This window comes from Burkholderia sp. AW49-1 (genome assembly GCF_053427845.1).
On the sequence record NZ_JBSAXF010000044.1, the window covers coordinates 16,857 to 38,436 of the forward strand.

At 66.6% G+C, this 21,580-nt stretch carries 21 protein-coding genes; 9 read left to right on the forward strand and 12 right to left on the reverse strand.

Translation table 11 applies throughout. From position 1 onward, the window contains the following. Window positions 1-194 precede the first annotated feature (194 nt). The 6 genes from ACV22W_RS31655 to ACV22W_RS31680 form a co-directional block, all read right to left on the reverse strand. Window positions 195-2,534, reverse strand: coding sequence for a bifunctional diguanylate cyclase/phosphodiesterase (locus tag ACV22W_RS31655; RefSeq protein WP_448023375.1), 2,340 nt, complete (start codon window positions 2,532-2,534; stop codon window positions 195-197). Window positions 2,535-2,751: 217 nt separating this feature from the next. Further along, window positions 2,752-3,633 carry a PhzF family phenazine biosynthesis protein gene (locus tag ACV22W_RS31660; protein ID WP_448023376.1) on the reverse strand — a complete coding sequence of 294 codons (882 nt, stop codon included), beginning with the start codon at window positions 3,631-3,633 and terminating at the stop codon, window positions 2,752-2,754. A 13-nt stretch (window positions 3,634-3,646) separates the two neighbouring features. Then, window positions 3,647-4,105: a RidA family protein gene (locus tag ACV22W_RS31665; protein WP_006478174.1), complete on the reverse strand. Its 459-nt coding sequence runs from the start codon at window positions 4,103-4,105 to the stop codon at window positions 3,647-3,649. 42 nt (window positions 4,106-4,147) lie between these two features. Continuing rightward, window positions 4,148-5,329, reverse strand: coding sequence for an aminotransferase-like domain-containing protein (locus ACV22W_RS31670; protein WP_059600352.1), 1,182 nt, complete (start codon window positions 5,327-5,329; stop codon window positions 4,148-4,150). A gap of 152 nt (window positions 5,330-5,481) precedes the next feature. After that, window positions 5,482-6,390: a DMT family transporter gene (locus ACV22W_RS31675; protein WP_448023378.1), complete on the reverse strand. Its 909-nt coding sequence runs from the start codon at window positions 6,388-6,390 to the stop codon at window positions 5,482-5,484. 55 nt (window positions 6,391-6,445) lie between these two features. Next, window positions 6,446-7,138: a VOC family protein gene (locus ACV22W_RS31680; protein ID WP_448023380.1), complete on the reverse strand. Its 693-nt coding sequence runs from the start codon at window positions 7,136-7,138 to the stop codon at window positions 6,446-6,448. Window positions 7,139-7,367: 229 nt separating this feature from the next. On the opposite strand from ACV22W_RS31680, the gene ACV22W_RS31685 reads away from it, so the two are divergent. The 4 genes from ACV22W_RS31685 to ACV22W_RS31700 all read left to right on the forward strand — a co-directional run bounded on the left by ACV22W_RS31685 (window position 7,368) and on the right by ACV22W_RS31700 (window position 11,966). Next, window positions 7,368-8,828: an aminotransferase-like domain-containing protein gene (locus ACV22W_RS31685; RefSeq protein WP_448023382.1), complete on the forward strand. Its 1,461-nt coding sequence runs from the start codon at window positions 7,368-7,370 to the stop codon at window positions 8,826-8,828. Between the two features lie 158 nt (window positions 8,829-8,986). Next, the gene (gene htpG / locus ACV22W_RS31690; protein ID WP_448023384.1) at window positions 8,987-10,885 is read left to right on the forward strand and encodes a molecular chaperone HtpG; all 1,899 of its coding nucleotides are present in this window, start codon (window positions 8,987-8,989) and stop codon (window positions 10,883-10,885) included. 8 nt (window positions 10,886-10,893) lie between these two features. Beyond that, window positions 10,894-11,490 (forward strand): chorismate--pyruvate lyase family protein, encoded by a 597-nt coding sequence (locus tag ACV22W_RS31695; protein ID WP_448023399.1) that lies wholly within the window; start codon window positions 10,894-10,896, stop codon window positions 11,488-11,490. Continuing rightward, on the forward strand, window positions 11,490-11,966 hold the full coding sequence (locus ACV22W_RS31700) for a DNA-deoxyinosine glycosylase (protein ID WP_448023386.1): 477 nt from the start codon (window positions 11,490-11,492) through the stop codon (window positions 11,964-11,966). Before ACV22W_RS31695 ends, ACV22W_RS31700 begins: the two co-directional genes overlap by 1 nt. Before the next feature lie 37 nt (window positions 11,967-12,003). Here the strand turns inward: ACV22W_RS31700 and ACV22W_RS31705 are convergent, their stop codons facing one another. Continuing rightward, on the reverse strand, window positions 12,004-12,258 hold the full coding sequence (locus ACV22W_RS31705; RefSeq protein ID WP_448023388.1) for a hypothetical protein: 255 nt from the start codon (window positions 12,256-12,258) through the stop codon (window positions 12,004-12,006). Window positions 12,259-12,395: 137 nt separating this feature from the next. Between ACV22W_RS31705 and ACV22W_RS31710 the strand changes: the two genes are divergently transcribed. From ACV22W_RS31710 to mctP, 3 genes are all read left to right on the forward strand, one after another. Then, window positions 12,396-13,313: a spermidine synthase gene (locus ACV22W_RS31710; protein ID WP_448023390.1), complete on the forward strand. Its 918-nt coding sequence runs from the start codon at window positions 12,396-12,398 to the stop codon at window positions 13,311-13,313. Window positions 13,314-13,513: 200 nt separating this feature from the next. Beyond that, window positions 13,514-13,756, forward strand: coding sequence for a DUF3311 domain-containing protein (locus ACV22W_RS31715; protein ID WP_011352801.1), 243 nt, complete (start codon window positions 13,514-13,516; stop codon window positions 13,754-13,756). Beyond that, window positions 13,753-15,303 (forward strand): monocarboxylate uptake permease MctP, encoded by a 1,551-nt coding sequence (gene mctP, locus ACV22W_RS31720; protein WP_448023391.1) that lies wholly within the window; start codon window positions 13,753-13,755, stop codon window positions 15,301-15,303. Before ACV22W_RS31715 ends, mctP begins: the two co-directional genes overlap by 4 nt. Window positions 15,304-15,386: 83 nt before the next feature. Here the strand turns inward: mctP and ACV22W_RS31725 are convergent, their stop codons facing one another. The 5 genes from ACV22W_RS31725 to ACV22W_RS31745 all read right to left on the reverse strand — a co-directional run bounded on the left by ACV22W_RS31725 (window position 15,387) and on the right by ACV22W_RS31745 (window position 20,515). After that, window positions 15,387-15,839 carry a VOC family protein gene (locus tag ACV22W_RS31725; protein WP_448023393.1) on the reverse strand — a complete coding sequence of 151 codons (453 nt, stop codon included), beginning with the start codon at window positions 15,837-15,839 and terminating at the stop codon, window positions 15,387-15,389. A gap of 246 nt (window positions 15,840-16,085) precedes the next feature. After that, window positions 16,086-17,039 (reverse strand): transaldolase, encoded by a 954-nt coding sequence (tal, locus tag ACV22W_RS31730; protein ID WP_448023395.1) that lies wholly within the window; start codon window positions 17,037-17,039, stop codon window positions 16,086-16,088. Between the two features lie 168 nt (window positions 17,040-17,207). After that, window positions 17,208-18,419 (reverse strand): benzoate/H(+) symporter BenE family transporter, encoded by a 1,212-nt coding sequence (locus ACV22W_RS31735; protein ID WP_448023396.1) that lies wholly within the window; start codon window positions 18,417-18,419, stop codon window positions 17,208-17,210. A 56-nt stretch (window positions 18,420-18,475) separates the two neighbouring features. Further along, a complete protein-coding gene (locus ACV22W_RS31740; protein WP_448023398.1) occupies window positions 18,476-19,651 on the reverse strand; it encodes a vWA domain-containing protein in 1,176 nt (391 codons plus the stop codon). Between the two features lie 21 nt (window positions 19,652-19,672). Continuing rightward, window positions 19,673-20,515 carry an AAA family ATPase gene (locus ACV22W_RS31745; RefSeq protein ID WP_059527339.1) on the reverse strand — a complete coding sequence of 281 codons (843 nt, stop codon included), beginning with the start codon at window positions 20,513-20,515 and terminating at the stop codon, window positions 19,673-19,675. A 244-nt stretch (window positions 20,516-20,759) separates the two neighbouring features. Between ACV22W_RS31745 and ACV22W_RS31750 the strand changes: the two genes are divergently transcribed. Both ACV22W_RS31750 and ACV22W_RS31755 read left to right on the forward strand, forming a co-directional pair. Further along, complete coding sequence (locus ACV22W_RS31750; protein WP_011885616.1) at window positions 20,760-21,119, forward strand: c-type cytochrome; 360 nt, start codon at window positions 20,760-20,762, stop codon at window positions 21,117-21,119. A gap of 40 nt (window positions 21,120-21,159) precedes the next feature. Then, entirely contained in the window at window positions 21,160-21,519 is a 360-nt protein-coding gene (locus ACV22W_RS31755) for a c-type cytochrome (protein ID WP_011885615.1), read from the forward strand. Window positions 21,520-21,580 lie beyond the last annotated feature (61 nt).

Genomic DNA, 21,580 nt, shown 5'->3' on the forward strand with positions numbered 1-21,580 from the left:
CGGTGTTGTTGGCGCTGGGTCTGGTCTCGCGCGTGGAAACGTGCCGGCGGCCCGCCGACACGATGGCCCTCCCGATTGTCCGCCGCGCATCGTGACACTGCCATGCGCGAAAACGCTAGTTAATGAACGAAACAACCGGATCGGAAACCGAAATAATCGGTGTGCTGTGCAACATTGCCGCGCGGGCCGCGGGCTCAGGCGCCCGTGCTGCCGGTCGCGCGGTGCGTGAGGACGTTCGGCCGGTCGCCGCGCACGCCGAAGCGCGCGATCAGCGCGGGGATCGAATCGGCCGGCACGGGGCGGGAGAACAGGAAGCCCTGCGCCTCGATCTCGCCGAGCGCGGACAGCCATGCGATCTGCTCCTCGGTTTCGGTGCCTTCGACGACGACCGTCAGGCCGAGCGAGCGCGCGAGATGCACGATAGACGACACCATCACGCACACGCTGCGATCGTTCGGGATCGCCTGCACGAACGAGCGGTCGACCTTCAGCGTATCGACGGAGAAGCGGTGCAGGTACGACAGCGACGAATAGCCGGTGCCGAAATCGTCGAGCGCGATCCGGATGCCGAGCTTCTTCAACGCCACAATCTTCTCGGACACGAGCTCCGGATATTCCATCATCGCGGTCTCGGTGATCTCGATTTCGAGCCGGTTCGCCTCGATGCCGGTGTCCTGCAGCGCCTGCGAAATCGTCTCGATCAGGTCGCCGCGCCAGAACTGCACCGGCGAGATGTTGACCGCGAGCGTCAGCGTGTCGTGGCCGTCGTCGCGCCAGCGTGCGATCTGTTCGCACGCGGTGCGGATCACGAAGTCGCCGATCGGCACGATCAGGCCTGTCGATTCGGCGATCGAAATGAATTCGTTCGCCGAGATGATTCCGTGCTCGGGGTGGTCCCAGCGCGCGAGCGCCTCGAAGCCGGTGATCGTGCGGTGCGTCAGGTCGATCTTCGGCTGGTAGGCGAGGAACAGCTGGCCCTCGGCGAGCGCGACGCGCAATTGCTGTTCCCAGCGCATCAGGTGGTCCGCGCGATGCGACAGGTGCGGCGCGTAGAACTGATAGCAGTTCTTGCCCGCGTCCTTTGCGCTGTACATCGCGAGATCGGCCTTCTTCAGCAGGTCGATCTCGCTTTCGTTCGCGACGGTGTGCAGCGCGATGCCGATGCTCGCGTGCAGCACGAACGAACTGCCGCGCACGTCGAACGGCTCGGCGAACATTCGGATGATCGCTTCCGCGAGCCGCACCGCGCGCCGTTCGACGTCGTCACCCTTCATCACCACGACGAACTCGTCGCCGCCGATCCGCGCGAGCGACCCCTCATCGCCGACGGCATCCGACAGGCGCGACGCGGTCATCTGCAGCACGATGTCGCCTGCGTTGTGGCCGAGGGTGTCGTTGACGGTCTTGAAGTTGTCGAGGTCGATGAACAGCAGGCCGAGTCGCGACAGGCTGGCCGGCATCGACACGTCGTTGCGCAGCCCGCGCAGCGTCGCGTAGCGGTTCGCGAGGCCGGTGAGGAGGTCGTATTCGGCGAGCTGGGTCATCTCGCGCTCGCGGCCGAGCAGCTTGCCGATCAGCCCCGTCGCGACGCCGAAGAACGCGAGCATCGCGAGCGTGATGAAGCTCGTCATCAACAGATAGACGTTGCGCGTGTGGTAGTAGTCCGCGAATTCCTCGGACTGCGACAGCCCGACCATCACCGCGAGCGGGTAGCCGTCGAGGTGGCGGTACGACACGATGCGCGTCACGCCGTCGATCGGGTCGATGATCGTGCCCGTCACGCGCTCGGCGATCGGGTAGACGCCCGATGCGGAGAACGCACCGGGTGCGTTGTTGAGCGAGCCGGTGCGCCGCGCAAGGACGGCCCCCGTGTCGGACACCACGGCGATCACGCCTTCCTTGCCGATCGCCGCGTTGTTGTAGAAGTCGTTCGTGAAGTAGCTCGGGTCTTCCGACACCACGACGATGCCGGCGAAGCTGCCGTCCGGATTGTTCAGGCGCCGCGTCATCTGCAGCGTCCAGTGGCTCGACACGCGGCCGAGCACGGGCTTGCTGATGTACAGGCGATCGTCGTTGTGCGCGAGGTGGACCTTGAAGTGTTCGCGGTCGGCGAGATTGATCGGCTTCGGATGGAGTTCGGCCGTGTTTGCGAACAGGATGCCTTTCGCGTTGACGAGCGAAACCTGGATCAGCGTGTCGCTCGGCACGACGCCTTTTTCGACCGCGCTCGCGAGGTTGAAGCGCGCGGGCGATTTCTCGAATTCGAACTTGACGAAGCGGGTGATCTGGTCGACCTGGTGGATCGCCTTGACCGTGTGCTGTTCGAGCGCGGACGACAGGATCGCCGCGGAAGCCGCCGCTTCCTTGTACGCGCTGTCCTTTTCGACCGACAACCGCGCGACGATCACCGCCCACAGCAGCGCGAGCGCCAGCATCCCGAGCAGCGGGATCGCGAACAGCGCGCGCCGGCGCGACTTGCGCGGCGCGCGCAGCGGCCGGGTCGGCGGCGTGTGGTTTGACCGGGCGGAGCTCATCTGAGAGGGTGGCGTCCTGCTCGCGTGCGTCATCCGTCAGGATGGCTGGCTATGGTTCGGGTTGTCCCGACGTCTGTTCGTTCGCGGGACACGCAACCATGGACAGACCTCCGAAACAACGGATTAGGCCCGATATTACTGGCTGGAACGCTTTTGCGATAGTTGGGCGAATCGTAGGGGCGCCGAACCGGCCGGCGCCATCGCACACCGCGATATGTTACACGGGGGACCGGAAGGTGCCGTCGACGACCGTGACGACGTGGCCGCCGATCCACGTGGTGCCGTCTTCGTCATAGCTGACGGAGATGCGGCCGTCGCGGCCGATCGCCGTACCCTGGCGGGCCGTATACGACGGGCCGGGACGGCGTTCCTGCCGCGTCAGCAGCCCGGCCAGCGCGGCGTTTGCGCTGCCGGTGACCGGGTCCTCGCCGAAACCGAAGTTGCCGCCCGTCATCAGGCAGCGGATTTCGAACGTCGCGGGCCCGCCTTCGGCATGCGGCGCGTAGACCGCGACGCCGTCGGTACCGTAGCGGCGCGTGAGCGCCTCCAGCGCGGCCGGATCGGGCGACAGACCGATGCACGCGTCGGCCGATTTCAGCCGCACGACCAGCCACGGCGCGCCGTTGTCCACCGCGCACGGCTCGGCTTCCAGGTCGATCGCGTCGCTGCGCAACGCGGCGGCCAGCACCGCGTAGTCCGAACGGTCGAGTGGCGTGACGCGGGCCGGCGGCGCGGCGAACGCCCAGCCGCCGGCCTGCTCGCGCAGCGCGACCCGGCCGACCCCGCACTGCTGGATCAGCCGCCCCGGCGTGCGAGGCCGCGCGCCGCTCTCCAGGAACGCATGCGCCGTGCCGAGCGTCGGGTGGCCGGCGAACGGCAGTTCACCGGCCGTCGTGAAAATCCGTACGCGGTAGTCGGCGTCCGGATCGGTCGGCGTGCAGACGAACGTCGTTTCCGACAGGTTCGTCCAGCGGGCGATCTCGAGCATGGCGTCGTCGCCGAGCGAATCGGCGTCGAACACGACGGCGAGCGGGTTGCCCTTGAACGGCACCGACGTGAAGACGTCGACCTGCTTGAAGCGGACGAGACGACCGGTCATCTCGATGCGCCCGTTACGCGACTTCGGCGATCAGTTCGATCTCGACGCACGCGCCGAGCGGAATCTGCGCGACGCCGAACGCCGAACGCGCATGCTTGCCTGCGTCGCCGAACACTTCGGCGATCAGTTCCGACGCACCGTTCGTCACGACGTGCTGTTCGGTGAAGTCGAGCGTCGAGTTGACGAGGCTCATCAGCTTCACGATGCGCGTGACCTTGTTCAGGTCGCCGGTGTGCGCGTGCAGCGTCGCGAGCAGGTCGATCGCGATCGAGCGCGCGGCCGCCTTGCCGTCTTCCGTCTGCAGATCAGCGCCGAGCTTGCCGGCCCAGACCTTGCCGTCCTTCTTCGCGATGTGGCCGGACAGGTAGACCGTGTTGCCGCTTTGCGCGCTCATCACGTAGGCGGCGGCCGGTGCACCGGCGGTCGGGAGTTCGATGCCGAGCGACTTCAGTTTGTCGTAGACGTTAGCCATGTGTTCGATTCCTCGTTGAGAGTCGTGACAGGAAAAAGGGGATCAGAGACGCTCGCGCAGCAGCTTGCCGAGACGCGCGACGCCTTCCTCGATCTTCTCCGGCGGCACCGTCACGAACGACAGGCGCAGCGTGTTCTGCTGCGGGTCGTTCGCGAAGAACGGCGCGCCCGGCACGAAAGCGACGTGGTTGGCGACCGCGGCCTCGAGCAGCTTCATGCTGTCGATCTGCGCGGGCAGGTTCACCCAGATGAACATGCCGCCGTCCGGGCGATTCCACGTGACGCCTTCCGGCATGTGGCGCGCGAGCGACGCGAGCATCGCCTCGCATTGCGCGCCATACAGCTGGCGGATCGTCGGGATGTGCTCGTCGAGGAAGCCGTCCTTGATCACTTCGTGTGCGATGCGCTGCGTGAGCGTCGGCGTGTGCAGGTCGGTGGCCTGCTTGGCCTGCACGAGCTTGAAGTGGAGTTCCTCGGGGGCAATGATGTAGCCGATCCGCAGGCCCGGTGCGAGCACCTTCGAGAACGTGCCGAGGTGCACGATGTGGTCGGGTGCCATCGACAGCATCGTCGGCAGCGGCTCGCCCTGGTAGTTCAGCGCGCCGTACGGGTCGTCTTCCAGCACCGGGAACGGGCTCGACTGCGCGAACGCGGCGAGCGCACGGCGGCGCTCGACGGGCAGGCGGCGGCCGGTCGGGTTCTGGAAGTTCGGCTGCGCGTACAGCAGGCGCGCGCCTTGCGTCAGGTCGGGCGTGAGGCCTTCGGGCAGCAGGCCCAGCTCGTCGGTCGGCACCTGCACGTAGCGGGGCTCGTACAGCGAGAACGACTGCAGCGCGCCGAGGTAGGTCGGCGTTTCGACGAGGATCGGGCTGTCCGGATCGATCAGCGCCTTGCCGAGCAGGTCGAGCGCCTGCTGCGAGCCGGTCGTGATCAGCACCTGCGACACGCGCACGCTGTAGCGCTCGGCGATCCATTCGCGCAGCGGCAGGTAGCCTTCGGTCGCGCTGTACTGGAGAGCGGCAGCGGGCGCATCGCGCAGCACGCGGTCGGCCGCGGCACGCATGCGTTCGGCCGGGAACGTCGCGGGAGCGGGCAGGCCGCCGGCGAACGAGATGACCTCGGGGCGTTCCGTGACCTTCAGGATCTCGCGGATCGCAGAGCTCGTCAGCTTGCGGGCGCGTTCGGAAAGCTGCCAGTGCGGCGGATGCAGGTCGCTCGGATTCATAGTCTCCTCGTTCGGATATCGTGGTCAGTCAAGAAAGGTCGATCGGGCTGATCGCGTCGACGCGGCCGGGTGGGCGTGCGGGAGCGCGACCGGGCCGTCGCGGCCGGGTGGGCAAAACCGTTCAGGCAAAACGAACATTATGGCGCACCTCATCAACCGGCGCGAGCGGGACGCGGGGCCGTGGCCACCGCCGAGCGCCGGCCGAGCATCACGGTCGCGATCACGGCGGCCGCGAACAGCCACGTCGACGACGTCACCGTCTCGCCGAACAACAGCGCGGAAAAGGCGATCGTGAAGAAGATCTGCAGCAGCTGCACCTGGCCGACGCGCGCGATGCCGCCCATGGCGAGCCCGGCGTACCATGCGAAAAAGCCGATGAATTGCGAAAAAAGGGTCACGTAGCCGAATGCGAGCCACGTGCGCAACGCGAGCGGGGCAGGGTGCGCGACGTGCTGCGTCCACGCGAGCCAGCCGACCGGCAGCAGCAGGAACGGTGCGGACACGACGAGCGCCCAGCAGATCACCTGCCAGCCGCCGATCTGGCGCGCGAGGCGCGCACCTTCCGCATAGCCGAGCGCGCCGATGCCGACCGCGACGAGCATCAGCGCGTCGCCGGCCTGCACCGTGCCGCCGCCGTCGCGCAGCGCGAACGCGATCACGAGAGAACTGCCCGCCAGCGCGCTGGCCCAGAACGCCTTCGACGGCCGTTCGTGCGACAGCCACGCCGCGTACAGCGCGACGAACAGCGGCTGCAGCCCGTTCACGACCGCGCCGTGCGAGGCCGGCACGGTTTTCATCGCCCAGGCGGAGAACACCGGATACGCGATGATCACGCCGGCCGACACGACCGCGAGGCTTTTCAGCTGCGCGCGGGTCGGAAGCCGTTCGCGGCGCCACCACAGCAGCAGGCCGGCCGGCACCGACGCGGCGAGCGCGCGGCCGAGCCCGTTCAGCAGCGGGTTGAGTTCGGAGACGACGATACGCGTCATCGGCAGCGTCAGGCTGAAGATCATCACGCCGATGAGGCCGAGCAGCATGCCCCGGGTTTCGCGCGAATTCATGAAATGGGTGTCTCCGTATTGCGGGGTTCGTGTAATCGAGGGGCGGCAGCGGCGTTCAGCGCAGCGTGCGTGCGCCTTGCGGCGTGTCGAATTCGGCGACGAGCGCCGGCGGGCCGTCGCGGGTGTCGAGGTCGAGCAGATGGCCGGCGCCGAGCCAGTCGAGTTGCTCGCGGATGATGTCCGCACGCGGGTGGACGCCCTTGAGCGCCTTCAGTGCGACGCCGTCGTTCGGCAGCGATTCGGCCGGGTGGCGCGGGCTGTCCCACTGGATCAGCGATGGCACGAGACCGTCGCCGGCGCCCTGCCAAGCGGGGAACGTGCCGTCGTCGGGCACCGTGAGACCCCAGCTCAGGTCGCCGCGCCGCATCGCGACGATCGGCGCGATGCGCGCCGGGTACTGGCGTTGCCACATCGCGAGCTGGCGCGGGCGGTCGACGCGCGCGACCCAGTGCGCGAGGAACGGGCCCTGCGCGAGCCTGGCATGCATCGCCGGATCGTCGAGGCCGAACAGCCGCGCGCGCGGCGGCGTGGCGTCGTCGCCCGTGGCGGGCGCATCGGGATCGATCGCGATCACTTCGAGGTACAGCCCGCCCCACGCGCCGAACAGCGCGTTATGGGTGCGCATCAGCGGATGGCGGCCGCCGCCGGCCGGTTCGATGCCGAGCGACGCGGCGACATGGCGTACGCCTTCGTCGAGCGTGCGCGCGGCGATCACGAGATGGTCGAGGGTCAGGGAGCGGGCTGGCATGAACGTCGGTCGGGAAGCGAAAGTGCATGGTAGGCGGGCGATGCGCCGGGCGGTTGCGGAACCGGCCGGCGCCCGGGCCGCGATGCAGGCCGGGCGGTGCGGCACCGCGTGCGGCAAGGCCGCGACGGCGGCCGCACGATCGCCATTCCGGTCAACTGTAATCGTCGGCACCGGCACAGTAACGGTACAATCGGCGCGATAGCCTTCGGTACAGTTGGAGTCGTCGCCCATGTCCACCGTCCCACTCGCCCAGATTCCCGCGCCGCACGATACGGCCACGCTCACGCTCGTCGACCAGCTTGTCCAGTGGGCGCGGCGCCGCATCGACGAACGCGTGTTCCGGCCCGGCATGCGGATGCCGTCGATCCGCAAGCTCGCGCTCGACAAGAGCGTGTCGCGCTTTACCGTGGTGGAAGCGTACGAACGGCTCGTCGCGCAGGGCTACCTCGATTCGCGGCGCGGCTCGGGCTTCTACGTGCGCGAGCGCACCGCCACCGGCCCGCAGCCGGCCGACAACGTGGTGCGCGTGGCCGAGGCCGCGCCCGTGCACAACACGATCGACGTCGTCTGGCTGCTGCGCAACATGCTGCATACCGCCAGTCCGGAAAAAGGGCCGGGTCTCGGCTACCTGCCGGGCCGCTGGCTCGACGGCGAGCTGATCACCGGCGCGCTGCGCGCGCTCGGGCGCCAGTCCGGCGCACAGATGCTCGGTTTCGGCACCGCGCAGGGCTTCCTGCCGCTGCGCCAGCAATTGCAGACGCGGCTCGCGGAAGTCGAGATCGGCGCGAAGCCCGAGCAGCTCGTGCTGGTGTCGGGCATCACGCAGGCGATCGACCTGATCTCGCGGATCTACGTGCGGCCCGGCGATGCGGTGATCGTCGGCGATCCCGCGTGGTTCCAGATGTTCGGCCGCTTCGCGTCGCAGGGCGCGCAACTGGTCGGCATGCCCTATACGCCCGACGGCCCCGATCTCGACGCGCTGGAGACGCTCGTGCAGATGTGGCGGCCGAAGATGCTCGTGATCAATTCGGTGCTGCAGAATCCGACCGGCACGTCGCTATCGGCCGCGCAGGCGTTCCGGATCCTGAAGCTTGCCGAGGCGTACGACTTCCTCGTCGTCGAGGACGACGTGTACGGCGACCTGTGTCCGCCGAGCTATCCGGCGACGCGACTCGCGAGTCTCGACCAGCTGAAGCGCGTGATCTACCTGGGCAGCTATTCGAAGACGCTCGCGGCGAATTTGCGGGTCGGCTATGTCGCCTGCGCACCGGAGATCGCCAAGGCGGTCACCGACCAGAAGATGCTGGTCGGGATGACGACGCCGGAGCTCAACGAGCGCGTGTTGTACAAGATCCTGACCGAAGGGCATTACCGGCGTCACGTCGAGCGGCTGCGCGCACGGCTCGACGGCGTGCGCGACAAGACCGCGCGGATGCTCGAGCGTACCGGGCTGCGGCTCTTCACGATGCCGGCGGCGGGGATGTTCCTGTGGGCCGACACGGGCGTCGATTCGGACGCGCTCGCGGCCGCCGCGCACGAGGAAGGGTTCTTGCTGACGCCGGGAAGCCTGTTCTCGCCGCAGCAGTCGTCGTCGACATGGACGCGCTTCAACGTCGCGAACTGCGGCGATCCGGCACTGCCGGGGTTTCTCGCGCGCTATATCGAAGCGGCGGCGCGGCGCGCGTCGTGACGGCGGGCGGCGCACCGCCCCTTGAAATCCGGTCGCCCGTCCCCAGATACCCGCGCGAACCGCTTGCGCCAGGCGGTCGTCCTTGACGGGCCCGCCGGCATCGCGCGCCGGGCGCCCGCGCCACACCATTCAAGTTCATGTAAGAGGAAACAGCATCCATGGCACACGAAACGATGAGCTTTCAGGCAGAGGTCAAGCAACTCCTCCACCTGATGATTCATTCGCTCTACAGCAACAAGGAAATCTTCCTGCGCGAACTGGTGTCGAACGCGTCCGACGCGGCCGACAAGCTGCGTTTCGAAGCGCTCGCGGACAACGCGCTGTACGAGAACGATCCGAACCTGCGCATCCGCATCGGCTTCGACAAGGCCGCACGCACGATCACGATCGAGGACAACGGCATCGGCATGAGCCGCGACGAGGCGATCGCGAACCTCGGCACGATCGCGCGTTCGGGCACCAAGGAATTCTTCACGAAGCTGTCCGGCGACCAGCAGAAGGACGCGGCGCTGATCGGCCAGTTCGGCGTGGGCTTCTACTCGGGCTTCATCGTCGCGGACAGGATCACCGTCGAGACGCGCCGCGCCGGCCTGCCGGCGAACGAAGCCGTGCGCTGGGAAAGCGCGGGCGAGGGCGATTTCACGATCGACGCGATCGAGCGCGCGCAGCGCGGCACGACGATCACGCTGCATCTGCGCGAAGGCGAGGACGAGCTGCTGTCGTCGCACCGCCTGAAGTCGATCATCCAGAAGTATTCCGATCACATCGCGCTGCCGATCCTGATGCAGAAGGAAGAGTGGGATCAGGAAAAGGGCGAGATGGTCCTGAAGGACGAGGACGAGACCGTCAACCAGGCGAGCGCGCTCTGGACGCGTTCGAAGAGCGACGTCACCGACGAGCAGTACACGCAGTTCTACCAGCACATCGCGCACGACCACCAGGATCCGCTCACGTGGACGCACAACCGCGTCGAGGGCCGCAGCGAATACACGCAGTTGCTGTTCGTGCCGGCGCATGCGCCGTTCGACCTGTGGAACCGCGATTACCGCGGCGGCCTGAAGCTGTACGTGAAGCGAGTGTTCATCATGGACGACGCCGAGCAGCTGCTGCCGCAATACCTGCGCTTCGTGAAGGGCGTCGTCGATTCGGCCGACCTGCCGCTGAACGTGTCGCGTGAAATCCTGCAGGAAAGCCGCGACGTGAAGGCGATCCGCGAAGGCGTGACGAAGCGCGCGCTGTCGATGCTCGAGGAACTCGCGAACGCGGAAGAGGACGCCGGCAAGGAGAAGTACAAGACGTTCTGGAGCGCGTTCGGCCAGGTGCTGAAGGAAGGTCTGGGCGAGGATCACGCGAACCGCGAGCGGATCGCGAAGCTGCTGCGCTTCGCATCGACGCACGGCGACACCGACGCGCAGGACGTGTCGCTCGCCGACTACGTGTCGCGCATGAAGCCCGAGCAGAGCAAGATCTACTACGTGACCGCCGATACGTGGCAGGCCGCGAAGAACAGCCCGCACCTGGAAGTGTTCCGCAAGAAGGGCGTCGAGGTGCTGCTGCTGACCGATCGCGTCGACGAATGGATGCTGTCGTTCCTGCATGAATTCGACGGCAAGCCGCTCGCGAGCGTGGCCCGCGGCGATCTCGACCTCGGCGAGCTGAACGACGAGGAAAAGAAGGCGCAGGAGCAGGCGGGCGAGGCGATCAAGCCGGTCGTCGAGAAGATGAAGGAAGCGCTCGGCGACAAGGTGAAGGAAGTGCGCGTCACGTTCCGCCTGACCGATTCGCCGTCGTGCCTCGTCGCGGACGACAACGACATGAGCGGCTACCTGCAGCGGATGCTGAAGGCGGCCGGCCAGAACGCGCCGGCGATGCAGCCGATTCTCGAGATCAACCCGGAGCATGCGCTCGTGAAGCAGCTGAACGCCGACAGCGCCGATTTCGGCGACTGGTGTCACCTGCTGTTCGACCAGGCGTTGCTGGCCGAAGGCGGGATGCTCGACGATCCGGCGAGCTTCGTGAAGCGGACCAACGCGCTGCTGCTGTCGCGCTCCGCGTGAACGCACGGATGCGATTCGACGGCGCACGAGCGGGCTGGCGCGAAACGCCCCGGCCCGGCTGCACGCTCGATCAGCGCGACTGGCTGACGCGCGGCGGTTCGCTGACCGCGCATCTGGCGCGGCTCGGCAGCGTGAGCGTGCGCGTGACGCGCGAGGCCGTCGACTGTCCGTGGTTCGACGAACCGGACGCGCTCGACAGTGCGCCGCGCGCGCCGATGTGGGTGCGCGAGGTGATCCTGTCGGTCGACGGCACGCCGTACGTCGCCGCGCACAGCATCGCGCCGCTCGCGGCCAGCAAGGGTGTCTGGCAGGCGATGCGGCGGTTGCGCACGCGGCCGCTCGCGGAGCTGCTGTACAGCGATCCGCAGGTGGAGCGCTCCACGCTCGTCAGCCGGCGCGTGATCGCCGGTCATCCGCTGTATGCGCTCGCGAGCCATGCGTTGCAGGGCGCGCGGGCGCCGCATGCGTTCGCCGCGCGGCGCTCGGTGTTCCAGCGGCACGGCAAGCCGTTGATGGTCACCGAATGCATGCTGCCCGCGCTGTGGCGCCATCTCGATGCGCACGGCGACGGGCCTCGATCCGTCGGGCCGCGCGGAGCGGCGTGATGCTGCAGGGCTTTCCGCCGGTCGTCGGGCCGCATACGCACACGATGATCCTCGGCAGCTTTCCGGGCGAGGCGTCGCTCGATGCCGCGCAGTACTACGCGCATCCGCGCAACCAGTTCTGGCGGTTGCTCGGGGCGGTGCTCGGCGAGCCTGGGCTGCACGAGCTCGTGTACGACGCTCGGCTCGAGCGCGTGCTTGCGCACGGCATCGGCATCTGGGACGTCCTCGATGCGTGCCATCGACAAGGCAGTCTCGATTCTGCGATCCGGAATGCGAAGCCGAACGACTTTGCGTCGTTGCGCGCGCATGCGCCGTTGCTGAAGAAAGTGTGTTTCAACGGCAAGACGGCGGGGCGGTTTGCCGACGTCATCGGCCAGGCCGGGTACGACACGCTGGTGCTGCCGTCGTCGAGTCCGGCGAATGCGATGCTGTCGTTCGAGCAGAAGCTGGTGCAGTGGCGGGCGATTCTCGTCTGACGTCGATCAGGATCGCGCGCGGACGTCACTGCGGCGCTCAGTCGTCCTTGCCCCATCTCCACCCGGGCCTTTCGCCCTTGATCCAGCAAACGGCGGTCAACAGCGCGACCAACACCACGATGCATGCAGCGTATGCGATCGGCGACCGCTGCGGCGGCACCAGCCACGCACTCGCGATGATCCCGATCGCGAACAGCAGCAGGACGATCCAGCCCTGCCAGGCGACGGGCAACCCCCATCCCCATCCGTAGCGCTTTGCCGGAAACCAGATCCTTTTGCCGTTCGGGTTCATGCGTCCTCCTTCGATCACCGAGTGCAGCGTAGCGCCAACCGGCTTCGAAGTCATGCAGGGCATGCGGCACGGCCGCCATCCCCCACCAATGCTATCCTCTCGTCCGCTCATCCAGCGTCACCCAGCGAGATTCAACCATGACCCGACTGATCAAGCGCGCGTCCGCCGAGGCGCGCGCGTTCAAGCAACGCAAATCGGCCGCTTACAACGGCTCCGAAAAACTCCAGCCGGCGCGCGTGAAGCGCCGTCCGGAGATCGACGAACACGACGACGTGCCCGTCCTCGAGGCGCCGCGCAAGCCGCGCTTCGCGCCCGTCACGTTCTCCGAAGAGCGCGGCGTGCGCTTCCTGCACTTCGGTACCGAATGGGTGCAGGGCGCGATGCGGATTTCGAAGCCGCTGCACATCGAGCTCGAATACGCGCAGCAGATGATGGCGTGGCTGCTGTTCCTCGAAACGCCCGAGCGGATCGTCCAGCTCGGGCTCGGCACCGGCGCACTGACCAAGTTCTCGCATCGCTTCCTGCCGCACGCGAAGGTCGAGGCCGTCGAACTGAACCCGGCCGTGATCGTCGCGGCGCGCACGATGTTCGCGCTGCCGCCCGATGACGCACGTCTCGTCGTGCACGAAGCCGACGCATGGGATTTCGTCAACGATCCGGCCAACCGCGGCACGACGGGCGCGCTGCAGATCGACCTGTACGACGCGACCGCGCGCGGCCCGGTGCTCGACAGCGTCGCGTTCTACCGCGCGGTGCGCGGCTGCCTCGCCGACGCGGGCATCGCGACGATCAACCTGTTCGGCGATCATCCGAGCTTCGTGCGCAACATGAAGCATCTGAACGTGGCGTTCGACCATCGCGTGATCGCGCTGCCGGAAGTGCACGACGGCAACCGGATCGCGATCGCGTTCTCGGGCCCCGCGCTCGACGTGTCGTTCGCGCAGCTGGAAGCCCGTGCGAAGCTGATCGAGGACACGCTGAAGCTGCCCGCGCGCAAGTGGGTGAAAGCTTTGAAAGAAACGACGGGTGCACGCGAATCCTCGTTCGCGATCTGACGCTCATGCGCCGGTCGCATGCCGGTGCAACCAGTTGACTGGGGGGCGGATCACCTCGGGTTCGCCCCCGCTTGACCGCTCGCTCGCGGCTCCTATACTGGCGCGAAGCCAGGGGAGCCGCAGCTTACCCGTTTTGCCTCCTCCTCTCGCCGCCGTACCCGCTTGACAAGATCGATAACCGGGAAAGATGAGGAGACGTCATGGCTCACGATGCCGACGCCAATCGGGCCGCCAAGCGCTGGCTCTGGCTGCTGGTGCTGCCGCTGATCGCGATGGTCTGGGTGCCGTCGTACAGCAAGATCGAACCGCAATGGCTGGGTTTTCCGTTTTTCTACTGGTACCAGTTGCTGTGGGTGTTCATTAGCGCGGTGATTACCGCGTTCGTGTATTTCAAGACCAAGAACGCGTGGAAGGCGAGCGGCCCGCAAGGAGGTGCGCGATGAACCTCGGCGCAACCTTCGTCTTCGTCCTGCTCTTCATCGGCGTCACGATCATCGGCTTCCTCGCCGCGAACTGGCGGCGCGGCGATCTCGCCCATCTCGACGAATGGGGCCTCGGCGGACGCCGCTTCGGCACGATCGTCACGTGGTTCCTGCTCGGCGGCGACCTCTATACGGCGTATACGTTCGTCGCAGTGCCCGCGCTCGTGTTCGGCGCCGGCGCGATGGGCTTCTTCGCGTTGCCGTACACGATCCTGATCTACCCGTTCGCGTTCGTCGTGTTCCCGAAGCTGTGGAGCATCGCGAAGCGGCATGGCTACGTGACGGCCGCCGACTTCGTGAACGCGCGCTACGGCAGCCGGATGCTCGCGCTCGCGATCGCGGTCACGGGCATCCTCGCGACGATGCCGTACATCGCACTGCAACTCGTCGGTATCGAAGTCGTGATCGGCGCGCTTGGTTTCGACACGACCGGCTTCGTCGGCGACCTGCCGCTCATCATCGCGTTCGCGATCCTCGCCGCATACACGTACACGTCGGGGCTGCGCGCGCCCGCGATGATCGCGATCGTGAAGGACATCCTGATCTACATCACGATTGCCGCAGCGGTCATCGTGATCCCGGCGAAGCTCGGCGGCTTCGGGCACATCTTCGCGTCGGTGCCGCCGGCGAAGCTGCTGCTGAAGGCACCCGACGCGGCGAGCCTGAACGGCTACAGCGCTTACGCGACACTCGCGATCGGTTCCGCGCTCGCGCTGTTCCTGTATCCGCACTCGGTCACGGCGATCCTGTCGTCGGCGTCGGGCAACTCGATCCGCCGCAACATGGCGATGCTGCCCGCATACTCGTTCGTGCTCGGCCTGCTCGCGCTGCTCGGCTACATGGCGCTCGCGGCGGGCGTGAAGGACATGCCGCAGTACGCGCCGTACTTCAAGGCGTTCGGTCCGAACTTCGCGGTGCCCGCGCTGTTCCTCGAGTATTTCCCGTCATGGTTCGTCGGCGTCGCGTTCGCGGCGATCGGCATCGGCGCGCTGGTGCCGGCGGCGATCATGTCGATCGCGGCCGCGAACCTGTACACGCGCAACATCCACCGCGAGTTCGTGAACCGCAACATGACGCACGACCAGGAGACGCACGTCGCGAAGCTCGTGTCGCTGATCGTGAAGGTCGGCGCGGTGGCGTTCATTCTCGGGCTGCCGCTGACCTATGCGATCCAGTTGCAACTGCTCGGCGGGATCTGGATCATCCAGACGCTGCCCGCGATCGTGCTCGGCCTGTACACGCGGCTGCTCGACCACCGTGGCCTGCTGGCCGGCTGGGCGGCAGGCATCGTGTGCGGCACGTGGATGGCGGTATCGCTGAAGCTCGCGAGCTCGATCTTCACGATCCACCTGTTCGGCCTCGCGATCCCTGGCTATGCGGCGGTGTGGTCGCTGATCGTGAACCTCGTGGTGTCGGTGGTGGTCAGCGTGCTGGTGCGCGCGATGGGCATGGCGCATGCGGAGGACCGCACGCGGCCGGAGGATTATCTCGACGTCGTCGAGAGCTGATACGGGCGGCGCGGCCGCGTGTCGCGCCTCGAGCAACAACAAGGACGCCCGCCACGGCGAAGTGGCGGGCGTTTTCGCTGGTGTCAGCCCTGTGCGCGTTTCGCGAGATCCTCGCGTTGCGAGAGGTCTTCGACGTTGACCATCCAGTGCACGCCGAACCGATCCTTCGCCATCCCGAAGCCGAGCGCCCAGAACGTCTTGCCGAACGGCATCGTCACTTCGCCGCCGTCGGCGAGCGCATTGAACAGCTTCTGACCTTCCTCGACCGTCGCCGGGTTCAGCGACAGCGAATAACCCGAATGCGTGCCGCCTGGCTGGCTGCAGTCGCCGTCCGAGCACATGATCATCGAGTCGCCGATCGTGAAGCTCGCATGCATCACCTTGTCGCTCATCTCCGGCGCCATCGGGTAGTCCGGATTCGGCGGCGCGTCCCTGAAGTGCATCTTGAACATCGTCTTCGCGCCGAGCGCCTTTTCGTAGAACTGAAGGGCTTCTTCCGCGCGGCCGTAGAACGTCAGGTACGGTTGGACTTGCATCGTTGTCTCCTGTTGGCCGGCCCGGCGTGTCGGTGCCGGCCCGGATACTTCCAAGATTGACCGGGAAGAGCACGCCGGGATGCGGCCGGCGCACTCGTGACGTGGATTGTAGTGCGCGCGCTTGACGATGGAATGAAAAATAAAAACGGCCGCGAACACGAAGCTCGCGGCCGTTCGTCACGCTTGCTGACGGCTGTTGTCAGGTTTGCTGACAGTTCAACTGACAGCCGTCACGTGCGGTACGGTTCAGCGCAGTGCATCGATCAGTTTCTCGAGCTTCACCGCGTCGGCGGCGAACACGCGGATGCCCTCGGCCAGTTTTTCCGTTGCCATCGCATCGTCGTTCAACTGGAAGCGGAACGATGCCTCGTCGATGGCGACGCGCTCGGTCGGCTTGTCCTGCAGCGCGTCCGGCGACAGCTTGCGTGCCACCGTATCGTTGCTTTCCTGCAGCTTCTGCAGCAAATCGGGGCTGATCGTCAGCAGGTCGCAGCCCGCAAGCTCGGTGATCTGGCTCGTCGTGCGGAAGCTCGCGCCCATCACTTCGGTGTTGTAGCCGAACGTCTTGTAGTACGTGTAGATGCGTTGTACCGACTGCACGCCCGGATCGTTCGCACCGCCGTTCTTCGCTTCATCCCACTCGGCGTCGGCCTGCTTCTTGTACCAGTCGTAGATACGGCCGACGAACGGCGAGATCAGTTGCGCGCCGGCTTCCGCGCACGCGGCGGCCTGGACGAGCGAGAAAAGCAGGGTCATGTTGCACTTGATCCCTTCCTTCTGCAGCACCTCGGCTGCGCGAATGCCTTCCCACGTCGACGCGAGCTTGATCAGGATGCGCTCGCGGCCGATGCCGGCATCTTCGTACAGCTTGATGAGTTCGCGACCCTTGTCGATCGAGCGCTGCGTGTCGAACGACAGGCGCGCATCGACCTCGGTCGATACGCGGCCCGGGATCAGCTTCAGAATCTCGGTGCCGAATGCGATCAGCAGGCGGTCGATGATGAAATCGCTGCTTTCGTCGCGGTGATCGCGGACGGTTTTCTCGAGGATCGGCTTGTACGCGTCCTTCTGGACGGCCTTCAGGATCAGCGACGGGTTCGTGGTCGCGTCCTGCGGCTTGTATTGCGCAAGCTGCTGGAAATCGCCCGTGTCGGCGACGACGGTCGTGTACTGCTTCAGCTGGTCGAGTGCGGTAGTCATGGCGATTCGGGAGGAGGGCGCAAGGCGCCGGGGTTCTCACGGGCCGCGCGAGCGCGGCAGCGAAGCGAGGCGGCGCCGGGCGCCGCCTCCGATCCACTATTTTAGGCCCGAATCGCGTCGCGCACGTTTCGGCGTGCCGTTTGCGGTGCGGGCTCGCTCCATGCGGCGCTACGCGGGGCGCCGCGCGTTCAGGATCACCTGCGTGACGATCCCCGCGACGAGCCCCCAGAACGCCGAGCCGATCGACAGCAGCGTGAGGCCCGACGCGGTGACCATGAACGTGACGAGCGCTGCTTCGCGCTGCTTCACGTCCTGCATCGCGTTCGCGAGCCCGCTCATGATCGAGCCGAACAGCGCGAGCGCGGCGACCGACACGACGAGCGCCTTCGGCAGCGCGGCGAACAGCGCGGCGATCGTCGCGCCGAAGATCCCGGCGACCAGGTAGAACGTGCCGCACCACACGGCGGCCGTGTAGCGCTTCGCGTGATCCTCGTGCGCTTCGGGGCCGGTGCAGATCGCGGCGGTGATCGCCGCGAGGTTCACGCCGTGCGAGCCGAACGGCGCGAGCAGCAGCGACGCGAGGCCGGTGGTCGCGATCAGCGGCGACGACGGCGTCGAATAGCCATCCGCGCGCAGCACGGCGATGCCCGGCACGTTTTGCGACGCCATCGCGACGACGAACAGCGGAATGCCGATGCTGACGATCGATGCGATCGAGAACGCGGGCATCGTGAACACGGGCTGCGCAAGCGCGATGTGGAAGCGGCTGAAGTCGAGCAGGCCGAGGCCGCCGGCCACGGCGGTACCGACGATCAGCGTCGTGACGATCGCGTAGCGTGGCGCGAGCCGCTTGACGATCAGGTAGGTGAAGAACATCGCGAGCACGAGCGCGGTCTGGAACTGCGCGGCGCGGAAGATCTCGATACCGATCTCGAACAGGATGCCCGCGAGCAAGGCGGCCGCGATGCCGGCTGGAATGCGCCGCATCAGCGTGTCGAACAGCCCGCTCACGCCGACCGCGGTCAGCAGCAGCGAGCACACGACGAACGCGCCGATGGCCTCCGGGTACGGCACGCCGGGCAGCGACGCGATCAGCAGCGCGGCGCCGGGCGTCGACCAGGCGACCACGACGGGCGCGCGAAAGCGCAGCGACAGGCCGATCGTCGTCAGCGCCATGCCGATCGACAGTGCCCAGATCCACGACGAGATCTGTGCGTCGGTCAGATGCGCGGCGCGGCCGGCCTGGAACATCAGCACGAGCGAGCTCGTGTAGCCCGTCATCATCGCGACGAAGCCGGCGACGAGCGTCGAGATGGACGTATCGGTGAAAAAGCGGCGGCCGCCGGCGCGGCCAGCGCTCGCGGTGGGCGAAGGGTTCATGCTATCTCCGGGGGAGGCCGCTCTGACGCGGCCTTCGTGTCTGCGGGGCGGGTTCGTTATTTGCTGAGTGCGCGCATCGCGGTTTCGAGGCCCGCGAGCGTGAGCGGATACATGCGCTGACCGAGCAGGTCGCGGATCACCGCGACCGATTGCCGGTATTCCCATAGCCGCTCGGGCTCGGGGTTCAGCCAGGCATGGTGGGGGAATTGGTCCGCGAGGCGGCGTAGCCAGACGGCGCCGGCTTCCGGGTTGTTGTATTCGACCGAGCCGCCGGGCTGCAGCACCTCGTACGGGCTCATCGTCGCGTCGCCGACGAAGATCAGCTTGTAGTCGGGCGTGAACTTGTGCAGCACGTCCCACGTCGCGGTGCGCTCCGAGTGACGGCGGCGGTTGTTCTTCCACAGGTGGTCGTACACGCAGTTGTGGAAGTAGTAGAACTCCAGGTGCTTGAACTCGGCCTTCGCGGCCGAGAACAGCTCTTCGGTGCGCTTGATGTGATCGTCCATCGAGCCGCCGACATCGAGCAGCATCAGCACCTTCACGTTGTTGTGACGCTCGGGCACCATCCGCAAGTCGAGCCAGCCGGCGTTCGCGGCAGTGCTGCGGATCGTGCCGGGCAGGTCGAGTTCCTCGGCCGCGCCTTCACGCGCGAAGCGGCGCAGGCGCCGCAACGCGACCTTGATGTTGCGCGTGCCGATCTCGACCGAATCGTCGTAGTCGCGGTACGCGCGCGCCTCCCACACCTTGACGGCGGTGCGGTTGCCGTTCGACGGGCCGCCGATGCGCACGCCTTCGGGGTTGTAGCCGCCGTGTCCGAACGGCGACGTGCCGCCGGTGCCGATCCACTTGTTGCCGCCTTCGTGGCGTTCCTTCTGCTCGTCGAGCAGTTCCTTAAGGCGCTCCATCAGCTTGTCGAGGCCGCCCATCGCTTCGATCTGCGCCTTTTCCTCCGGCGACAGCTCGCGCTCGAGACGCTTCTCGAGCCAGTCGAGCGGAATGTCGAACGCTTCGGACGGCAACGCGGACACGCCATGGAAATACACGCCGAACGCCTGGTCGAACTTGTCGAAGTACTGCTCGTCCTTGACGAGCGTCATCCGTGCGAGGAAGTAGAACGCGTCGATCGACGGCGAGATCAGCCCGGCCTTCAGCGATTCGAGCAGCGTCAGGTATTCCTTCACCGAGACGGGCAGCTTGGCTGCGCGCAGCGCGTAGAAGAAATTGAGCAGCATGGCCGGGCCTTCGCGGATGGGTTACCGGTTGTGCCGGTTCATGTAGACGAGCCGCTCGAGCAGGCTCAGATCCTGCTCGTTCTTCAGCAGCGCGCCCGCGAGCGGCGGCACGATCTGCTTCGCGTCGGCGCCGCGCAGCGCGTCGGCCGGGATGTTCTCGGCGAGCAGCAGCTTCAGCCAGTCGAGCAGTTCGGACGTCGACGGCTTCTTCTTCAGCCCGGACACGGCGCGCAACTCGAAGAAGCTCTCGAGCGCCGCGCGCAGCAGCTCCTCGCGGATGTGCGGGAAGTGGACCGCGACGATCTGCTGCATCGTCGACGGATCGGGAAACTGGATGTAGTGGAAGAAGCAGCGGCGCAGGAACGCGTCGGGCAGTTCCTTCTCGTTGTTCGACGTGATGATCACGAGCGGGCGGTGCTTCGCGCGTACCGTCTCGCGCGTCTCGTACACGTGGAATTCCATCCGGTCGAGCTCGCGCAGCAGGTCGTTCGGGAATTCGATGTCGGCCTTGTCGATCTCGTCGATCAGCAGCACGCTCGGGTGCTCGGCGTCGAACGCCTGCCAGAGCACACCCTTCACGATGTAGTTCGAGATGTCCTTCACGCGCTCGTCGCCGAGCTGCGAGTCGCGCAGCCGCGATACCGCGTCGTATTCGTACAGGCCCTGCTGCGCCTTCGTCGTCGACTTGATGTGCCACTGCAACAGCGGCATGTCGAGCGCGGCCGCCACTTCCTCGGCGAGCATGGTCTTGCCGGTGCCGGGCTCGCCCTTGATCAGCAGCGGCCGTTGCAGCGTCAGCGCGGCGTTGACCGCGAGCTTCAGATCGTCGGTGGCGACGTAGTGCGAGGATCCTTCGAAACGCATGGCGGCGCTCTTTCCTGATCGCAAAAAAACCCAGTATAAGTCAGAAGGGCTGTCCGGTTGGCCCGGGGCCGCGTATCGTTGCGGGGCTGCGGCGGGGCGGGCCGGGGTGCCGTATGGACGCATTCCCCGCCGACGCGGTACAATCTGGCCGTTTTTTTTGGCCTGCGTGGCGACCGACAAGCAAAACGGCGCGGGCCGTTGCCGCTTCGGCGCCAGTTTCCCCTCAAGCTAGGTTACAAGAGCTATGAACAAATTCGTCGGCAAACACGTCGTTGTCGCAGCGCTCGTGGCGCTCGCGGGCAGCGCGCAGGCGGCCGGTGTGGTCGGCAACCCGAAGGACGGGGCGAGCAAGGCCGCCATGTGCATCGGTTGCCACGGCATCCAGGATTACCGCGCGGCGTACCCGGAGGTCTACCGGGTGCCGGTCCTCGGCGGCCAGAACCAGCAATACCTCGAGAACGCGCTGAAGGCCTACCGCAAGAAGGATCGTCACTTCCCGTCGATGAACGCGATCGCCGGTTCGCTGACGGACCAGGACATCGCGGATCTGGCGGCCTACTACGCCGCCCAGAAGGCCGACACGAAGGACAATCCCTACAAGTAAAGCGCGCGCCGCCGATCTGACCGGCGGGACAGGAGCATTCATGAACAACGCATTCAAGACGGCGGCGGTTGCACTGGCGGCCGGCCTCGCGATCGGTACCGCGCATGCGGCGGACACCACGAAGGGCAAGGAGCTGGTCGAGTCGCACAACTGCGCGGCCTGCCACGGCGCGCAGCTGAACAAGCCGATCAACGCGGAGTATCCGCGCCTCGCGGGCCAGCACGCCGACTACCTCGTGTGGGCGATGCGTCAGTACCAGATGGGGCTGACGAACCCGCTGCTCGGTCGCAACAACGCGATCATGCAGGCGCAGGTGCAGAACCTGTCGGTCAGCGACATGAAGGACATCGCGGCCTACATCGAGTCGCTGAAAGAGACCGATCTCGTCTTCAAGAAGTAAGCGCGCCGGACCTTGCGGGTCCGTGCAGCCAGCGTACCCCGCCGCGGCGGGGTATTTTTTT

What these genes read in the sequence shown, in the direction of transcription:
- ACV22W_RS31660 (WP_448023376.1), bottom strand. Translation starts at nt 3,633, where the DNA reads ATGACCGGTCGTCTCGTCCGCTTCAAGCAGGTCGACGTCTTCACGTCG.
- ACV22W_RS31695 (WP_448023399.1), top strand. Translation starts at nt 10,894, where the DNA reads ATGCGATTCGACGGCGCACGAGCGGGCTGGCGCGAAACGCCCCGGCCC.
- htpG (WP_448023384.1), top strand. Translation starts at nt 8,987, where the DNA reads ATGGCACACGAAACGATGAGCTTTCAGGCAGAGGTCAAGCAACTCCTC.
- ACV22W_RS31755 (WP_011885615.1), top strand. Translation starts at nt 21,160, where the DNA reads ATGAACAACGCATTCAAGACGGCGGCGGTTGCACTGGCGGCCGGCCTC.
- ACV22W_RS31665 (WP_006478174.1), bottom strand. Translation starts at nt 4,105, where the DNA reads ATGGCTAACGTCTACGACAAACTGAAGTCGCTCGGCATCGAACTCCCG.
- ACV22W_RS31700 (WP_448023386.1), top strand. Translation starts at nt 11,490, where the DNA reads ATGCTGCAGGGCTTTCCGCCGGTCGTCGGGCCGCATACGCACACGATG.
- ACV22W_RS31715 (WP_011352801.1), top strand. Translation starts at nt 13,514, where the DNA reads ATGGCTCACGATGCCGACGCCAATCGGGCCGCCAAGCGCTGGCTCTGG.
- ACV22W_RS31740 (WP_448023398.1), bottom strand. Translation starts at nt 19,651, where the DNA reads ATGCTGCTCAATTTCTTCTACGCGCTGCGCGCAGCCAAGCTGCCCGTC.
- ACV22W_RS31705 (WP_448023388.1), bottom strand. Translation starts at nt 12,258, where the DNA reads ATGAACCCGAACGGCAAAAGGATCTGGTTTCCGGCAAAGCGCTACGGA.
- ACV22W_RS31710 (WP_448023390.1), top strand. Translation starts at nt 12,396, where the DNA reads ATGACCCGACTGATCAAGCGCGCGTCCGCCGAGGCGCGCGCGTTCAAG.
- tal (WP_448023395.1), bottom strand. Translation starts at nt 17,039, where the DNA reads ATGACTACCGCACTCGACCAGCTGAAGCAGTACACGACCGTCGTCGCC.
- ACV22W_RS31655 (WP_448023375.1), bottom strand. Translation starts at nt 2,534, where the DNA reads ATGAGCTCCGCCCGGTCAAACCACACGCCGCCGACCCGGCCGCTGCGC.
- ACV22W_RS31745 (WP_059527339.1), bottom strand. Translation starts at nt 20,515, where the DNA reads ATGCGTTTCGAAGGATCCTCGCACTACGTCGCCACCGACGATCTGAAG.
- ACV22W_RS31725 (WP_448023393.1), bottom strand. Translation starts at nt 15,839, where the DNA reads ATGCAAGTCCAACCGTACCTGACGTTCTACGGCCGCGCGGAAGAAGCC.
- mctP (WP_448023391.1), top strand. Translation starts at nt 13,753, where the DNA reads ATGAACCTCGGCGCAACCTTCGTCTTCGTCCTGCTCTTCATCGGCGTC.
- ACV22W_RS31685 (WP_448023382.1), top strand. Translation starts at nt 7,368, where the DNA reads ATGTCCACCGTCCCACTCGCCCAGATTCCCGCGCCGCACGATACGGCC.
- ACV22W_RS31670 (WP_059600352.1), bottom strand. Translation starts at nt 5,329, where the DNA reads ATGAATCCGAGCGACCTGCATCCGCCGCACTGGCAGCTTTCCGAACGC.
- ACV22W_RS31675 (WP_448023378.1), bottom strand. Translation starts at nt 6,390, where the DNA reads ATGAATTCGCGCGAAACCCGGGGCATGCTGCTCGGCCTCATCGGCGTG.
- ACV22W_RS31680 (WP_448023380.1), bottom strand. Translation starts at nt 7,138, where the DNA reads ATGCCAGCCCGCTCCCTGACCCTCGACCATCTCGTGATCGCCGCGCGC.
- ACV22W_RS31750 (WP_011885616.1), top strand. Translation starts at nt 20,760, where the DNA reads ATGAACAAATTCGTCGGCAAACACGTCGTTGTCGCAGCGCTCGTGGCG.
- ACV22W_RS31735 (WP_448023396.1), bottom strand. Translation starts at nt 18,419, where the DNA reads ATGAACCCTTCGCCCACCGCGAGCGCTGGCCGCGCCGGCGGCCGCCGC.